Source organism: Paenibacillus sp. B01, assembly GCF_009649995.1.
Lineage (GTDB): Bacteria > Bacillota > Bacilli > Paenibacillales > Paenibacillaceae > Paenibacillus_O > Paenibacillus_O pasadenensis.
In genome coordinates this window covers 1,905,915-1,921,049 of record NZ_CP045802.1, presented here as the reverse complement: position 1 = coordinate 1,921,049, position 15,135 = coordinate 1,905,915, and the positions used below count along the sequence as shown (strand labels likewise).

General features: G+C 68.7%; 13 protein-coding genes. All 13 read right to left on the bottom strand.

The window, feature by feature from the left end; all coding sequences use genetic code 11:
• Positions 1–225 precede the first annotated feature (225 nt).
• The gene (locus GE073_RS08220) at positions 226–1,056 is read right to left on the bottom strand and encodes a dTDP-4-dehydrorhamnose reductase family protein (RefSeq protein WP_153783218.1); all 831 of its coding nucleotides are present in this window, start codon (positions 1,054–1,056) and stop codon (positions 226–228) included.
• On the bottom strand, positions 1,053–2,036 hold the full coding sequence (locus tag GE073_RS08215; protein WP_028597753.1) for a polysaccharide biosynthesis protein: 984 nt from the start codon (positions 2,034–2,036) through the stop codon (positions 1,053–1,055). Before GE073_RS08215 ends, GE073_RS08220 begins: the two co-directional genes overlap by 4 nt.
• Positions 2,029–3,123, bottom strand: a complete 1,095-nt coding sequence (gene wecB / locus GE073_RS08210) for a non-hydrolyzing UDP-N-acetylglucosamine 2-epimerase (RefSeq protein ID WP_153783217.1) — start codon at positions 3,121–3,123, stop codon at positions 2,029–2,031. Before wecB ends, GE073_RS08215 begins: the two co-directional genes overlap by 8 nt.
• Before the next feature lie 36 nt (positions 3,124–3,159).
• Positions 3,160–4,764, bottom strand: a complete 1,605-nt coding sequence (locus GE073_RS08205; RefSeq protein ID WP_194843316.1) for a glycosyltransferase — start codon at positions 4,762–4,764, stop codon at positions 3,160–3,162.
• A gap of 49 nt (positions 4,765–4,813) precedes the next feature.
• On the bottom strand, positions 4,814–5,995 hold the full coding sequence (locus GE073_RS08200; RefSeq protein WP_228551370.1) for a CgeB family protein: 1,182 nt from the start codon (positions 5,993–5,995) through the stop codon (positions 4,814–4,816).
• Between the two features lie 55 nt (positions 5,996–6,050).
• On the bottom strand, positions 6,051–7,139 hold the full coding sequence (locus GE073_RS08195; protein WP_153783215.1) for a CgeB family protein: 1,089 nt from the start codon (positions 7,137–7,139) through the stop codon (positions 6,051–6,053).
• A 338-nt stretch (positions 7,140–7,477) separates the two neighbouring features.
• Entirely contained in the window at positions 7,478–7,843 is a 366-nt protein-coding gene (locus GE073_RS08190) for a hypothetical protein (RefSeq protein WP_043111194.1), read from the bottom strand.
• Between the two features lie 218 nt (positions 7,844–8,061).
• Positions 8,062–9,417 carry a glycosyltransferase family 2 protein gene (locus tag GE073_RS08185; protein ID WP_153783214.1) on the bottom strand — a complete coding sequence of 452 codons (1,356 nt, stop codon included), beginning with the start codon at positions 9,415–9,417 and terminating at the stop codon, positions 8,062–8,064.
• A 553-nt stretch (positions 9,418–9,970) separates the two neighbouring features.
• Positions 9,971–10,945, bottom strand: coding sequence for a sugar phosphate nucleotidyltransferase (locus tag GE073_RS08180; protein ID WP_194843315.1), 975 nt, complete (start codon positions 10,943–10,945; stop codon positions 9,971–9,973).
• 22 nt (positions 10,946–10,967) lie between these two features.
• Positions 10,968–11,978: a hypothetical protein gene (locus GE073_RS08175; RefSeq protein WP_153783212.1), complete on the bottom strand. Its 1,011-nt coding sequence runs from the start codon at positions 11,976–11,978 to the stop codon at positions 10,968–10,970.
• The gene (locus GE073_RS08170; RefSeq protein ID WP_228551368.1) at positions 11,975–12,907 is read right to left on the bottom strand and encodes a glycosyltransferase family 2 protein; all 933 of its coding nucleotides are present in this window, start codon (positions 12,905–12,907) and stop codon (positions 11,975–11,977) included. The genes GE073_RS08175 and GE073_RS08170 overlap by 4 nt, the downstream gene beginning before the upstream one ends.
• 456 nt (positions 12,908–13,363) lie before the next feature.
• Positions 13,364–14,281, bottom strand: a complete 918-nt coding sequence (locus GE073_RS08165) for a WIAG-tail domain (RefSeq protein ID WP_194843314.1) — start codon at positions 14,279–14,281, stop codon at positions 13,364–13,366.
• A 233-nt stretch (positions 14,282–14,514) separates the two neighbouring features.
• The gene (locus GE073_RS08160) at positions 14,515–15,081 is read right to left on the bottom strand and encodes a hypothetical protein (protein ID WP_101808850.1); all 567 of its coding nucleotides are present in this window, start codon (positions 15,079–15,081) and stop codon (positions 14,515–14,517) included.
• Positions 15,082–15,135 lie beyond the last annotated feature (54 nt).

The window sequence follows — 15,135 nt, the reverse complement described above, 5'->3', positions numbered from 1 at the left end:
TTTGTCCAGTTTAGTGTTGACAATCCAAAACGGGAGCAGGAAAAGGACCGGCTGCGGCGACATGCCGAAGCCGGTCCAAACCTTGCCCGGCCGTGCAGCAGCCGGGGGTTGCAGCAGCGAGGATTGCGGCGGCAGGGAGTTGCAGCAGCGAAAATTACGGCAGCTGGGTGGTGCGGCAGGGGCGGCTTCGCTCGCGGGCGCCGCTCCCATGCCGCCACTGGGCCATCAGCCCCCGCGCCGCTCCCATGCCGCCAGCTCGCGCACCATGTCCGGGATGCTTGGCGCCCGGTAAATCCAATCGGTCCGCACCGCGCTCAGCGTGCGGTCGATCTCCGGCTCTGCCGCCGGCACGATCGCAACATCATCGCGCCCGTACGCCTCCTTGAACCACTCCAGCATTTCCAGCTTGCTTGCCGGAGCCGCCGCCAGCAGATGCACGAGCCCGCCGATCTCCGGATGCGCCGCCGCATGCTCGACCGCCTTGGCCAGCTCCAGCGTCGTCACGCCGTTCCAGTAGACGCGGCTGTAGCCGGACACCTCGCCCGTCTGAGCCAGGAACCAGCGCAGCAGGCCGATGCCCTTGGGGCTGGCGTCGGGCCCGATGATCGACGTGCGGATCGTCAGATGGCGCGGATCGTTCACCTCGCCGAGCGCCTTGGAGCGCGCGTAGACGCTGATGCCGTCCGGCCGGTCGAGCTCCGTATAGCCGCCGCGGTCGCCGAGGAAGACGCAGTCCGAGCTGATGTGGATGAGCCTCGCGCCGATCTCGCCGGCGGCGAACGCCAGCCAGTGCGGCAGCAGGCCGTTGACCGCGTACGCCTCCAGCGGATGCGCCTCGGCGTCGGCGTTGAGCTTGCCGATGCAGTTGACGATCAGCTCGGGACGGACCGCCGCCACCGTGCGCCGCACCGCCTCCAGGTCGGAGGCGTCGAGCGGCAGGGATCCGTCCCCGCCGCCGCGCGTCGTCCAGCTGAGCTCGAACCCGTCCCGGCCGCGAAAGTAATCGACCATCATGGAGCCGGCCATGCCGCCGCCTCCGAGGACGAGCAGCCTCATTGCAGGAACCCGCCCCTCCTCAGCATGTCGCGGATCTGCTCTTTGTCCATCAGGTTCTCGCTCGAGCAGAAGCTGTCGAAGTCGACCGCGTCATACGTGCTGTACCGCTGCTGAAGCCCGGGGATGTCGAGCGGCGGCAGGATGACCAGGTATTCCTTGTCGTAAATGACCGTGCTCTTGCTCTCGAACTCGGTCAGCAGAATCTCGTGCAGCTTCTCGCCGGGGCGGATGCCCGTCTCGACGACCTCGGCCTGCACGCCGATGTCCTCCATGAGCACCTCGGCCAAATCCTCGATGCGGCAGGTCGGCATCGTCATGACGAAGATCTCGCCGCCGAGGCTTTCCTCCGACGCCTTGAACAGTAGGCTGATCGCGTCATGCAGCGTCAGGAAGAAACGCGTCATGCCGCGGTCCGTCAGCCGCACCTGGCCCTTCGTCTTGATCTGGTTCGTGAACAGGTGGATGACGCTGCCGTTCGTGCCGAGCACGTTGCCGCCGCGCACGCAGACGAACTTCGTGTCCGTGCTGACGAGGTTCGCGTATACGATCAGCTTCTCGCCGATCGCCTTGGTCATGCCGTAGAAGTTCGACGGATTCGCCGCCTTGTCGGTCGAGATGTAGATGACGCGCTTCACCTTGTTCAGGTTGGCGGCCTCGATGACGTTCTGCGTGCCGAGCACGTTCGTCTTGAGCGCCTCGTACGGATGCTCCTCGCACACCGGCACATGCTTGAGCGCGGCGAGGTGGAACACGTAGTCCACGCCTTGCGTCGCCTTCGTCAGCGCCTCCAGGTCGCGGATGTCGCCGATGCGGAACGTGAGCCGCGCATCCTCGAACATGCGGCTCATCGTCACCTGCGCCGACTCGCTGCGCGAGAATACGATGATTTCCTTCGGATTTTGCGGCAGCAGCTGCCGAATCAGCTCATGCCCCCAGGAACCGGTTCCGCCGGTGACAAGGATGCGAGAGTTTTCAAACATTCCATTTCCCTCCAAGCACATATTTCACTACGATGTCCGAAACGTCCAAAGCCTCGTATCCCGCCGGGATGCCCCAGCTTGCCGGCAGCGCCGTCATGACGTCGACCGCATCCGCGATATTGCCCGCCCGCAAGCCGCTCACGACGTTGCTGCCGCAGTCGACCGTCTCGGGACGCTCCGTCGTGTTGCGGATCGTCACCGTCGGCACGCCGAGCAGGCAGCATTCCTCCTGCACCGTGCCGCTGTCGCTGACCGCGCACCAGGCGTCACGCTCCAGCCGCACGAAGTCGAAGAAGCCGAACGGCTCATGAAACTCGACCAGCGGATGCGGCTGCACCGCCGTGCCGCCGGCGTCGATGCGCGAGCGGGTGCGCGGGTGGATGCTGCAGACGATCCGCTTGCCGTGCCGCTCCGCGATCCGGTTCAGTCCGCCGAGGATGCCGTCCAGATGGGCCGGCACGTCGACGTTCTCGGCGCGGTGCGTCGTCACGAGCACATAGTCCCGCTCCTGCAGGCCGAGCCTCTCCAGCACGCCGCTTCCGTCGATGCGGTCCTTGTACTGCGCCATCACCTCGCCGATCGGGTTGCCGGTGCGCACGATGCGGTTCGCCGGAAAGCCCTCGCGCAGCAGGTTCTGCTTGCTGTACTCGGTATACGGCATGTTGATCGTCGCCACGGCGTCGATGATGCGGCGGTTCTTCTCCTCCGGCACGGTCAGGTCGTAGCAGCGGTTGCCGGCCTCCATATGCGCGACCGGGATGCCCATCCGCTCCGCTACGATCGCGCACAGCGCGCTGTTCGTATCGCCGAGCAGCAGCACGATGTCCGGACGCTCCTCGCGCAGCAGCCGCTCCATCTCGCCGAACATGACGGACAGCTGGCCGCCGAGCGTGTGGCTGCCGCCCGCCATCACATGGTCGGGACGGCGCACGCCCAGCTCGCGGAAGAACACGTCGTTCAGCGAATCGGTATAGTTCTGTCCCGTATGCACGAGGATGTGCCGGTCCGCCAGCCGGTCGAGCTTGCCGATAATGAGGCTGAGCCGGATGATCTCCGGCCGCGTGCCGAGCACGGTCATCACTCGCATTCGTCCATTCCGCCTTTCGGGTTGAAAATAGATGCTCTAGCGCTTCTTCCTGCCGGCTCTGCGGCCGGCAGAGCCGATCTTGCGGCGGCGCGAGGCGCCGCCGGCACGCCTGCGCCTAGCCGGGCGGCTGCGCTCGCCGCGCCGGGCTCGCCGCGCGCGGCCGGCCTTGCCGCGGCGCAGCCGGCCCTTGCGGCGCAGCCGCTCCCTCCGGCCGCCGGCCAAGCTTGGCGAAGCCGGCGCGGGCGGCTCCGCGGCCGCCGCCGGCTCCGCAGGCGGCGAGCCGATCGGCTCGCCGCGGGGCAGCAGCGCCAGCACGCCGTCCGGCAGCTGGACTCGCGGCACGCCGCCGAGTCCGGCGGACGCCTCCGCCTCCGGGCTTGCGATCGGCCGCAGCGTCCAGCCGGCGAGCAGGCCGCGCTCCGGCCCGGAGCCGTGCGCGATCCGGGACTCCGGCTCGCGCGGCAGCCGCAGCCGCTCGAGGCTCGCCAGCAGCCGTCCGCGAAAGGCCGGCATGCCGAACACGGCAAGCGCGGCCGCGCCGCTGCGCGTTCCGGTCGCGAGCCGCAGCGGCGCGTTGTCCGCGAGCCGCCCGATCCGCTCCGCGAGCCCGGCATAGTCGCCCATCGGCGCCAGCCAGTCGGCGTTGCCGGTCGCGTGCAGAATTTCCGCGAGGCCGCCGGAGGCGTAGGCGACGACCGGCTTGCCGAACAGCAGCCCCTCCAGCGCCGTCATGCCGAAGCCTTCCTCCACGATGCTCGGCACGACCAGGACGTCCATCGCCGGATAGGCGCGCGATACGTCCGGCTCGAACGGCAGCCAGCTGAGGCGGGCCGACAGCCCGGCCGCGTCCGCGATCCGCGCGCAGCGGGCGGCATACTCCGCGTCGACCGGGTTGCCGATGACGACGAAGCGCAGGTCGGGCCGCGAGGCGGCCGCCATTCCGGCTGCGGCCAGGAAGTGCTCCAGCCCTTTGTTCTCATACAGATGCGAGGCGATGAACCCGATCAGCACCTGCTTTTCCTGCAAGCCGAGCTCGGCTCGCCGGACGGCGCGGCTGGACGCCCAGGTCCACGGCTTGAACGCCGCCGTGTCCACGCCGGGCAGCAGCACCTCCGAGCGGGACAGCGCGAGCGGCGAGGCGAGCGGCTTCAGCGTCGAGGCGGAGATGCCGACGACGCGGTCGGCATGCTGCTCGATGAGCTTCATCGTCGGCCCGACGCCGGCGGCCGGACGCATCGTCTCGGTCAGGCACCAGATGACCGGGATGCCGAGCCGCTTGGCGGCGATCGCCGGCAGCGGCTGGACGCAGGTGTTCACCCACGCCGCATGCGGCCTTATTTCCAGCAAGAGCCGATACAGCCGCTCCATCGCCTCGCTTCCCGTCCCCTCCTCGACTTCCTCGGGAACAGACGGCAGCCCCAAATACATGGAATAGTAGATCGGCACATGCCCCGTCACGCGCACCGGGATGCCTGCGGCGGCGGCGCGTCCGGACAGGATGCCTTCCTCGGGCACCGCGAGCGTGCAGTCGGCGACGGCCGACAGCTCGACGATCGTGGACAGCAGCAGCTTCTCCGCGCCGGTGATCGCCTCGGGACTGCCGATATGGGAGAAGAACAGCAGCCTCGGCCGGAACTCCATGCTCATCGCCCTCCTTGCCCGGCGCCGTCAGCGCGGGCCGGAAGCGCCGTCATGACGGAAACATGACGGAAAGCATCGTCGTCAGCCGGTGGGCGTAGGTGTGCTCTTTCATCGTCCGGCACATGCCGCGGAACGCGATCGCCTGCCGCTCCTCCTCGTGGTTCAGGTAGTAGTCGATCTTCTCGACCAGCTCCTGCGGCGAGGCATACGTCGCGATCTCCACGCCCGGCTCGTAGAAGCGGGCGAGGTCGTCCCGCACATCCGTCAGCTGCAGCGTGCCGCAGGCCGAGATTTCGAACGTGCGCGGATTCGGCGATATGGCCGTCAGCTGCGCGCTGTTGCTGTTGAACGTCTCGTCGTCATGGGCGCGGTGCATGTTGATGACGATTTTCGCTCCGTTGTACGTGGCGGCCGTCTCCATCGGGTCCATCCAGTGGCCGGCGCGGATCTTGGACTGGAGCAGCCGGAAGTCCCGGAGCCGCTCCCACCAGAGGCCGGAGATGGCGATGTCGCGGGTGGCGAGGTAAGGCGTAATCTGGTTGAAGAAATCGACGCGCTTGTGGTAGGCCGAGCCGACGAAGCTGATCTCGCGGCGCAGCGACAGGTCCGGATTGCGGGGACGGAACTCGGCCGGATTGACGCCGAGCGGCAGGTAGGTGACGTTCGGGCAGCCGAGCTGCCGGTAGAATTCGACCGTGTTGCTCTCGAGCGTGAACACGAAGTCGTAATGCGGGGCGAGCTTGCGGGTAATGTCGGAATAGTACGGATCATCCGTGAACCAGACGGCGGTGCGGATGCCGAGCGCGCGGATCGCGTCCACCTGCTCGGTCGGATATTGCAGCCCGTCGAGCACGATGACCGCGTCGGGCCGCAGCTCCTTGGCCAGCTGCACGACCGGCTGCTGCGTGTCGGTGATGCTCACCCTCGCGGTCATCGAGCGGAGCGTGTCGGCGATCGCCGAGTCGAGCGGCGAGTAGGGATAGCCCTTCGCCGTCGCGACGAACAGAACGTGGATCGGAAAGACCGGCGGCGCGTACTGCAGGCGGCTCAAGCCAGCCTCGCATTTGCCGTACCACAGCCCATGCTCCATTCCTGCGGCGAAGCCCGCTTCGCGTCCGCGCTGGACTTCGGCGTCCAGCAGCGGGGGCGCGCTTCTCCTGACGGAAGCGGCTGCCTGACGCTTCTGGCGGCTTGGACGGATGCGCTTGCCGCGCATGGATTTTACTGCCACTATGCTTCCTCCTTCTTCATAGCCAGCCCGGCGGTCGCCTGCGGCTGCTTGCGCTTCAGCATCCGGCCCGGTCGAGCAGCATGCCCAGCCTGCCGGCGAAGGCATGGTCCCGCATCGTGCGCAGCATGCCGCGCACGGCGATCCGCCGCCTCTCGTCCTCATGGTCGAGGTAGTGGAGGATCTTGGCGGTCAGCTCCGCCGGCGTGGTGAACACGTCCAGCTCCCGGCCCGGCTCGTAGTACCGGCGCAGATCGTCGCGGATGTCGGTCAGCTGCAGCGTGCCGCAAGCCGAAATCTCGTACGTCCGCGGATTGATCGACGCTCCCCGGAGTCCGGCATCGTTGTGGTTGTCGGAGCCCGGCTCGGTCGTGCGGTGGATGTTGAGGACGATTTTCGCCCCGTTGTAGAAGTTCACCGTCTCCTCGATCGGCATGAAGCCGGGCCGGATGAACGGCTTGTAGCGGGCGTAGCGGTCGAGCCGCTCCCACTCGCCGCCGGCGAGGACGACCTTGCGGCCTTCCAGCGCGGGCAGCACCTCGTCGAGCAGGCGGATCCGGTTCCAGAAGCCCGTGCCGACGAAAAAGACGTCGCTGCGATACTCCTGGCCGACCGGCTTCGCGTGGAACACCGTCGGATTCGCGCCGAGCGGCAAGTAATGCGCGTTCGCTCCGCTCGCCCGATAGAACGGAACCGCCTCGAGCTCATGCGTGAAGACGGCGTCGTAAAGCGGCGCGAGCCGCGCCGTCTCGCGGGTGAAGTACGGATCGTCGGCGAACCAGATCGCCGTGCGGATGCCGAGCGCGCGGATCGCCGCGATCTGCTCGGCATGGTCCGGCGGGAACACATGCAGCCCGTTCATGACGAGCACCAGCTGCGGCCTCAGCTCGGCGGCCTGCGCGAGCATCGTCGACGGATGGCCGACATGGACCGTGCTGGCGTGCTGCCGGAGCGCGTCCGCCACCCCTTCGTCGATGGCCGGGAAGCCCTGCGGCACGAAGAGGACGGTCAGCGGACGCTGCGGGTACGCGGCGGGAGCGACCGTCTGCGCGGCGCTCCGGCAAGCTCCGTCCCGGCGGCCGTGCGCCTCTCCGGCGATGCGGCCCGCCGCCCTTCCCGCCGCCAGCAGCTGCTCCTGTGATGCCATGCCATCTGCCTCCCTTCTCCTTGTCTTACTGTATTCCGGCGGCGCGGCGCCCTCTTGGCCTCTTGTCCGCCGTCCGCCAAAAGCGGCGGATATCCACGCCGCCGAGCGGCCGCGCGGGCTTAGTGCCCGTGGCGCGAGTGCGGCCCAGGCGGCCGCGCGGTCTCCGCGCCCGGTGGTGCGAGTGCAGCCAGGCGGCCGCGCGGGCTCGGCGCCCGGTGGCGTGGGTGCGGCCAGGCGGCCGCGCGGGCTCGGCGCCTGGTGGCGGCGAGTGCGGCCAGGCGGCCGCGCGGGCTCGGCGCCCGGTGGCGCGGGCCTTCTCCCGGACGCCGATGCTGCCGCTAGGGCTGCGTCTCGTACGCCAGCTGCAGCCCTTCCTCGTAGCCTTGGCCGAAGCCGAGCTGGTACCCTTCGTTGTAGGTCTGCTGGAAGCCGGCCACATAGCTCGGGCTGCCTGCCATCTGAGGCACGGCCTGCAGCGGCGCGCGGCGGATCCGGCGGATTCGCCGCGGCCTCGCGGCTGCGGCGCGCCTCCGTGGCCGCGCTCCTTTTCCGCCTGCAGCGGACTTCGCTTTGCGGCGGATCGTACCGGACGCCTTCTTGCGCTTGCCTCCTGTGCGGGTCGTCGTCTTTTTGGCTCCGGCAGCGGTCTTCGGCTTCATGCGCCGCGTAGCCGGCTTGGATGCCGCAAGCAGCAGTATTGCCATGAGAGCATTCCTCCTTGATTCGGTCCGTAATGGGGAAAAGCTTGCTGGTAGTAGGCTTAAACTCTAACCATGATCCGCTCCGGCGCTTCTCAGTGCCGTTTTTACCACGATTGCTTTCGTACCGAGAAAGCTTGCGGCTAGAGCCGCCAATCGCTTTCGTCCTGCGAAAGCTTGCGGGCTAGAGCCGCCAATTGCTTTCGTCCTGCGAAAGCTTGCGGCTAGAGCCGCTGATGCAGCTGCGGAGCGGCCGCAATGGCCGGGCCGGCGGGGATGGCGTCCGCTTCCGCCGGCGACAGCCGCCGGCGGACCGGCCTCCGCTCCAGCGACCAGCTGGACGCGGCCAGCGGGTTCAGCGGCCGGCGCAGCCGCCCTTCCTCGACGAGGCCGACGCTTCCGTCCGGCAGCAGCACGGCCTCCGGCGGCGGCGCGCTGCCGTCCGGCGCGTCCGGCAGCGGCGGCGCGTCCGGCAGCCCGTGCCAGCGGACGGCGGCCAGCTCGGCCGGCACCGGCTCCGCCGCTACGCCCAAGCGGCGCAGCAGCGGCATCGCGATTCTCGTCGACGGCAGCGTCCACGCTCCGTCGATCCGCCAGCGGCGGCCGCTTTCGACCCACCAGAGCGTGCCGTCCGCGCCTTCGGCGGCGATGCCGCCGGGATAGAGCGCGAGCTCGCCCGCCGAGGCGGATCGCTCCTCCGGCCGGATCGCCGGGGGCAGGGAGCCGGCTCCCTCCCATTTCGCCAGGAAATACCGTCGGTTGCTCAGCGTGATCGCCTCCATCCTCCGGCCGATCGACCGGATGCTGACGTTGCCGTAATGATGGATGAAAGCGTCCCCCGCAATCGCGAGTCGATAGCCGGCCAGGCGGGCGCGAAGGCTGAAGTCGTCGTCCTCGTAGTTGCCAACCTCGTAGCCTTCGTCAAAGTAGCCGATCTCCTCCAGCAGGCCGCGCCTCATCAGCATGCAGAAGCCCGTCAGCCGCTCCGTCTCCCGCCAGCGGCCGGGGTCCGGCTCGTTGAACGAGGCGGCCCAGGCCCGCATCGCCGGAATCGTCCGGTACGGCGCGTCGATCCGCTGCTCGCCGCTGATGAAGTTCGTCACCGGGCCGACGATGCCGGCATTCGGGATGCCGTCCAGGCAAGCCGTCAGATTGTCGAGCCAGCGCGGCGTGACGAGCGTATCGTTGTTGAGCAGCAGCAGCTTCTCTCCGCGCGCCATCATGAGCCCGCGATTGACCGCCGCGGCGAAGCCGGCGTTGCGGCCCATGAGCCGCCAGCGCAGGCGGCCGAAGCCGAGCGCCGCGCCGCGGCTCGCCAGCATCTCCGCCGTCCCGTCGGAGGAGCCGTTGTCGACGACGATGATCTCGTACGGCTCCGGCGTGTGGGCGAGGATGCTGTCCAGGCATTGCTCCAGATAGCCGCGCTTGTCAAAGGTCGGGATGATGATGCTCGTGCCGGGCCACGGCACGCCGAACGCCTGGCGTCCGGCCTCCAGCCCTTGGCGGTAGCCTTCCTCGCGTCCCTGCGCATGGAGCTTTTCGTTTTCGGGGACAGCCGCGCGGCGGCCTGCCTTTGCCATGTCGGCTTCCTCCTCTGTGTGCGGAAATGAGCGGCCTTGACTCGATTTATTCGAGTCAAGATCACGCCTGCGAAGGCGCTGCGCGGCGCCTGCAACCCGATTTTTTCGGGCTGCAGCTTCTGTTCTGCGCTGCGCGGCGCCTGCAACCCGATTTCTTCGGGCTGCAGCTTCCGTTTCGCGCTCCGCGGCGCCTGCAACCCGATTTTTTCGGGCTGCAGCTTCTGCTTCGCGCCACGCGGCGCCTGCAACCCGATTTTTTCGGGCTGCAGCTTCTGTTTCCCGCTACGCGGCGCCTGCAACCCGATTTTATCGGGCTGCAGCTTCTGTTTCGCGCTCCGCGGCGCCTGCAACCCGATTTTTTCGGGATGCAGCCTCCGTTTCCCGCTACGCGGCAGCTGCTACCCGATTTCTTCGGGCTGCAGCTTCCGTTTCGCGCCACGCGGCGCCTGCAACCCGATTTCTTCGGGCTGCAGCTTCCGTTTCGCGCCACGCGGCGCCTGCAACCCGATTTCTTCGGGCTGCAGCTTCCGTTTCGCGCCTCGGGCGCTTGCGGTCAGCCCTGCGAAGCGGAATCGTCGTCTGCGGGCGAAGCATCCATCGCCGCAGCCGATTCTTCCGTCGCTGCGGGAGTTGGCGCGTCATCCGGCGGGACGGCTTCGACCGGGACGCTTTTCCCAGCGCCTGCCTCATCCGCCTCGCCCGGCTCAGCTGCCTCGCCCGACTCAGCTGCCGCGCCTGCCTCGTCTGTCCCGGCCGACCCGCCTGCCCCATCCGCTCCGCCTGCAGCCCGGCCCGCCCCGGCAGCGGCCATGCGGTCCTTCATCCAGCCCGCCGCCTCGTGCAGCGAGTCGAACGTGCCCGCATCGGTCCACCAGCCCGGCAGCACCTCGTAGCGAAGCTTGCCTTGCCTGGCGTAGGCGTTGTTGACGTCGGTGATCTCCAGCTCGCCGCGTCCCGAAGGCTGCGTGACGGCGACAATATCGAAGACGCTGCCGTCGTACAGGTAGATGCCGGTGACGCTGTAGCTCGTCGCCGGGTTGGCCGGCTTTTCCTCGATCGCGGCGATGCCTCCCTCGCTGTCGAACACCGGCACGCCGTACCGATGCGGGTCCGGCACCTCCTTGAGCAGCACCATCGCCGTGCCCGGCTCCTGGCCCCGGTAGGCTTCGACATAGGGCTTCAGCGAGTCCTCCACCAGATTGTCGCCGAGCAGCATGAGGAACTTCTCCTGAGGAGCGATGAAAGGCTTCGCCAAATCAAGCGCTTGGGCAATGCCGCCGGCCTGCTCCTGGATCAGGTAGGTGAGGCGCGCTCCGAACGCTTCGCCGCTGCCGAGATAGTCGATGAACAGTCCCGCGGACTGCCGTCCCGTGACGAGCAGGATTTCGTCCGCGCCCGCCTCTGCCAGCGTGTGGATCGCGTAGTGGATCATCGGATATTGGTAGACGGGCAGCATATGCTTGTTCATCAGCCCGGTCAGCGGACGGAGACGGGTACCGGTCCCACCGGCCAGCAAAATGGCTTTCACTTCAGCTTCACTCCTTCGTGGATTACGGGTTCGTGCCGGCCTCTCCATGCCCGGCGGCCGCAGCGCGGTCGCGGCTATGGTCGGGATAGCGGAAGCGGGGCGTCGCTCCGGCCAAGCGGATCGCGTCGGCATAAGCAAGCGGACGGATCGGCTCGGACGCCGCCCGGCTCGGACGGGCGCGGACGGGCAGCGCCGATCCGCCGCCGGCCAGCAGCGCGGCCAGCGCGCGCGGCGGCTGCGCCAGCAGCGCCCCGTCTTCGAGGCGGCGGAGCGCCGCGCCGTTGAGCGCGAACGGCGTCCGCTCCAGCGACATCGCCGTCCGCCGCTCGCCTCCGAGCGACCAGTGCAAAAAGGCGTTGAGCCGCGTCTGCGGGCTCCACTTCGAGAAAGGCCGCCTGCAGCCGCCATCCTCCGCGAGCGCCGCCGCCGGCCGCTCCGGCGCGGCGCGCAGGACGGCCTGCAGCATCATCCGGCTCTCCGGCTGCAGCGCCTCATCGGCGTCCGCGACGAGCAAGGCCCGCGGCTGCAGCTGCCGCGCGGCTGCCGCGCCGGCGGCCCAGGCGGCCGCGCCGCCATGCGGATACCGCAGCCGGATGCGCTGCGCCGCCTCCGGCCCGGCATCGTCGGCGGCGGACGCCTCTGCGGCGAGCTCGGCTGCGCCGGCTGGCGCTTCCGGCTCGGCGGAGCCGGATCCGCAGCGCACGAGCACGAGCTTGCGGCAGCCCAGCTTCTCCATCCAGGCCGCCGCCGCCTCCAGCGACTCCGCGCGGGCGGAGCAGAGCACCGCGGCCGCTTCCGGCGGGAAGCTCCAGCCGTGGCCGGCGGCCGCCGGCTGCAGCCGGGCAGCGCGGGCGGACCGCGATCGGGCCGCCCCGCCTCGACGGGCTGCCGCCCTCCGGGCAGCGGCCAGGGAACGATGCCGGCGGCTGCCCGAGGCCGGCGCTCGCTTGGAGCGCGGGCTGCGCCGCGCGTGCCGCCGGACGGGTCGACTGGCAGCGCCGCGCCTTCCGGCAGAAGCTTGCTTTTTCGTCATGACAAGCCGCTCCCTTCCCTCGTCTCGGAACCGGACTCCAGCGCCTTGGCCTGCGCCTCGGCCAGCCATGCCGCCGCCTCCAGATGATCGCCCGTGATGAGGCGATGCAGCGGATTCGTGCGCTCGCGCTTCAACCGGCTGCGGTTGCGGCGGCCGACGTCGACATGCACGATCCGCCGGACGGCGAGTCCTGCGGCCAGCGCCTTGACCTGAGCCAGCGGCGGCACCGCCAGCGCCTCCACGCCGATGCGCTCCGCAGCCGCGCGGGACATCGCATGAGGGACCGCGGTGAGGGACGTCCCCCGCAGGTCGCTCCGTCCTGCCATCGAGTTCAGCGCATGCTTGGCGAGCACGACCGGATGGACGCGGCTGCGGTCGGTCGGTCCCGAATAGTCGTTCAGCGCCACATCGGCTTCTCCGCTCAGCACCGCCTGCACGAACGGACGCAGCTTGGCGGCGGACAGCACGATATCCCCGTCGAGGAAAAGCAGCGCCTCTCCTCGGGCGGCGCGAGCTCCTACGCTGCGCCCTACGTCATGTCCGAGCGCGCGGGCGCAGCGCAGCACCTTCGCTCCCATGCGGGCCGCGATCCGGTCGGAGCCGTCCTTCGTGCCGTTGGAGACGACGATCAGCTCCGTGCGCGGATGGACCCGCTTCGCTTGGGCAAGCACCGCGGCGATCGTCCGGCGTTCGTTCATGACCGGGATGATGACCGATACGGCAGGAGCCGTATCCTCCTCCAGCAGACCCGGCGGCAGAAGCGGAGACGAAGCGTCCTCGCCGGATGGCCGCCATCGCGGCGGCGGATCGGCTTCGGCCTGCCGGCGGTTTCCGGCCCTCGATTCGGACGGCATTGCCTCGTCCGCTTCTCTCGCGCCGCCCAGCCTCTCGTCGGATTCGGTCCGCGGATGGGCCGGACTTTCGTCCATTCTCGCAATTCGATCGGGCGCTGCGCCTTTGCCGGCCCTCGGCCCTGCAGGCTTCCCGCGGGCTCCTCTCCGAACGCCGGAGACGCTCGCGCCCGGCGCGCGGCGCTTTTTGCGCGGCGCCGCTTTTGCCTCGGATGGCTTTCCGCCCTGGCGGCTCGGCTGCGACTCTCTCACTTTTCTCACCTCTCTAATAGCCAGCTTATGAGAGTCGCCGGCCAGGGGAAACGGCATTTGTACAGGTTGGACAGCTGCCTTGCCGGGACGCGCGCCGCATGGGGCCGGCAGCTGGCGATTCGGCTTGCTTCTGCGTGCGCGCATAGGAAAAAGGACAGCTCCATCGCCGTCATGACGATGGAGCTGTCCTTCTTTCGATTCATCTTGCACTGGCCTGAACGAAGCCGCGTTCCCGCCGCAGCTCGGCTCGGCCCTGCCCGGCGGGGTGCGCGCTTTCGGGCCTTACTCCCTGCGGCCGGCGGCGATCCAGTCCAGCCGGCCGCGCGAGTTGCCTTCCTCCTGCGTGCGGATGAGCGTCACGACCGCCTCTGCGCCCAGCTTCGCGCGCACGACGGCATGGCAGAACGGCACGTCGAGCGAGCAGGCGAGAGAGTAGCCCGTGTCCCGGAACGGCTGCTGCAGCGGCAGGATGAGGTCGAGGCGGCTGCGTTCCTTGAAGTCGAAGGCGACCGTACCGAACTGCAGCTCGCTGCCGTCCGCAACCGGACCTTCCGCAAGCTCCGCGCCCGCCTGCGAAACTCCGGGCCCGCCTTGCGCGGCGGCTGCCGCAGGCGGCGCGGAGCGGACATCCGCTCCCGCTTCCGGCGTCCCGCCGGGCATCGCCTGCGGCAGCAGCCGCACCGTCGGCGAGGTGCGGATCTTCAGCGCCGGGCTGAAGCGGACCTCCTCCAGCCGCGCCCATTCCGCCGCCGACCGGCTGGACGCGTGGAAGTCCGGCTCGCTCTCTGCGGACGGGCGAGCGAGCTCCCCGTCCCCCTCGCCCGCTCTTTCGAAAGCCGCCCGACTCCGGCGCTGCGGCTCGCCTTCGCCTTCACCTTCGCTTTCGTCTTCGCGAGCGCCAAGCTCCTCCGCCACGAGCCCTCCCTCCAACGGACTCGCCACAGCGGCGAAGCCGTGCAGCTTGACCCGGCGGATGCCTCCCGGCCTGCGTCCGTCCGTGTCCTGATGCGGGCTGTCGACGGACGGCGATTCTCCCAATCCTTCCAATTCGGAATAGTCCGGATGATCGACCTGATACATCGGACGCGAGACTCGTCTCGGCCGCGGACGGCTGTCCGTCGCGGCCTTTCCTTTGGCTGAGGGCGCGCCGCCCGGCACGAAAGGCCGGCTCGCCTTGCCCGGTTTCCCATTCGTTTTCATGTCCATGCTCCTTCATCGGCACCGTTGGCCATTCTTCTGCTCTTATACTCTATGCGCCTGCCCTGCCGGGGGATGACTGCGGCTTGCTGCCGCGGCATGCGCAATAAGGAATGCGCAAAAAGGATGCTCCCGGCCCTAGGCCGAGCCGCATCCTCCTGACCGCTCTCCATCTTATCCCTTCCGATCCGTCCGAGTGGCCGCGACCGCTCAAGCCCTCCCCGCCGCATCGCCTTCTACCGGCGCGTCCAGCGATGCAGCTGCAGCCCTTCCACGACCAGCAGCGCCTTGCCCTCTTTTTTCGCCGCCTCCTCCGCCGCCTTGTCGGGAAAAGGAAAATAGCAGAACATGTCGCCCTTGCGATAATTGATGCCCGACATGCCGGTACCGGAAGCCTCGTAGACGCTTCCCGCGGCTTGAACGTCCATCCTCGCCTCCAGCGTATACCCGAAGCCGCTGTCGCTTCGAGCATGGCGGAGGCCGCTCGCCAGCGTCGCTCCGCTCCACGAGACCGTGCCGTCCGAGCGGAAGCAGGCCATCAGGAGGCCGCTGTTCGGCTCCAGATGCGACAGCCAGATCCGCTGGTCGCCGTGGCGGTACAGGTCGCGGCCGACGTTGGCGGACAGATCCGTCAGATCGAGCTCCATGGAATATTCGCCGGGCAGCGTCGAGATGTCGAGCGAGTAGCGCTCCTTGTCGCTTGCGATCGCGGCCATCCCGCCTTGCCAGATCGGCATGATGCCGTACCCGTAGAGCCAGGCTCCTGCGGCAGCGGCGACAGCGGCAAGCGCGACGAGCCGCATTCCCTTTTTCCTCTTCCTCGGCGCTTTGCGCTCGCTTCGCATCCGTATGCGACC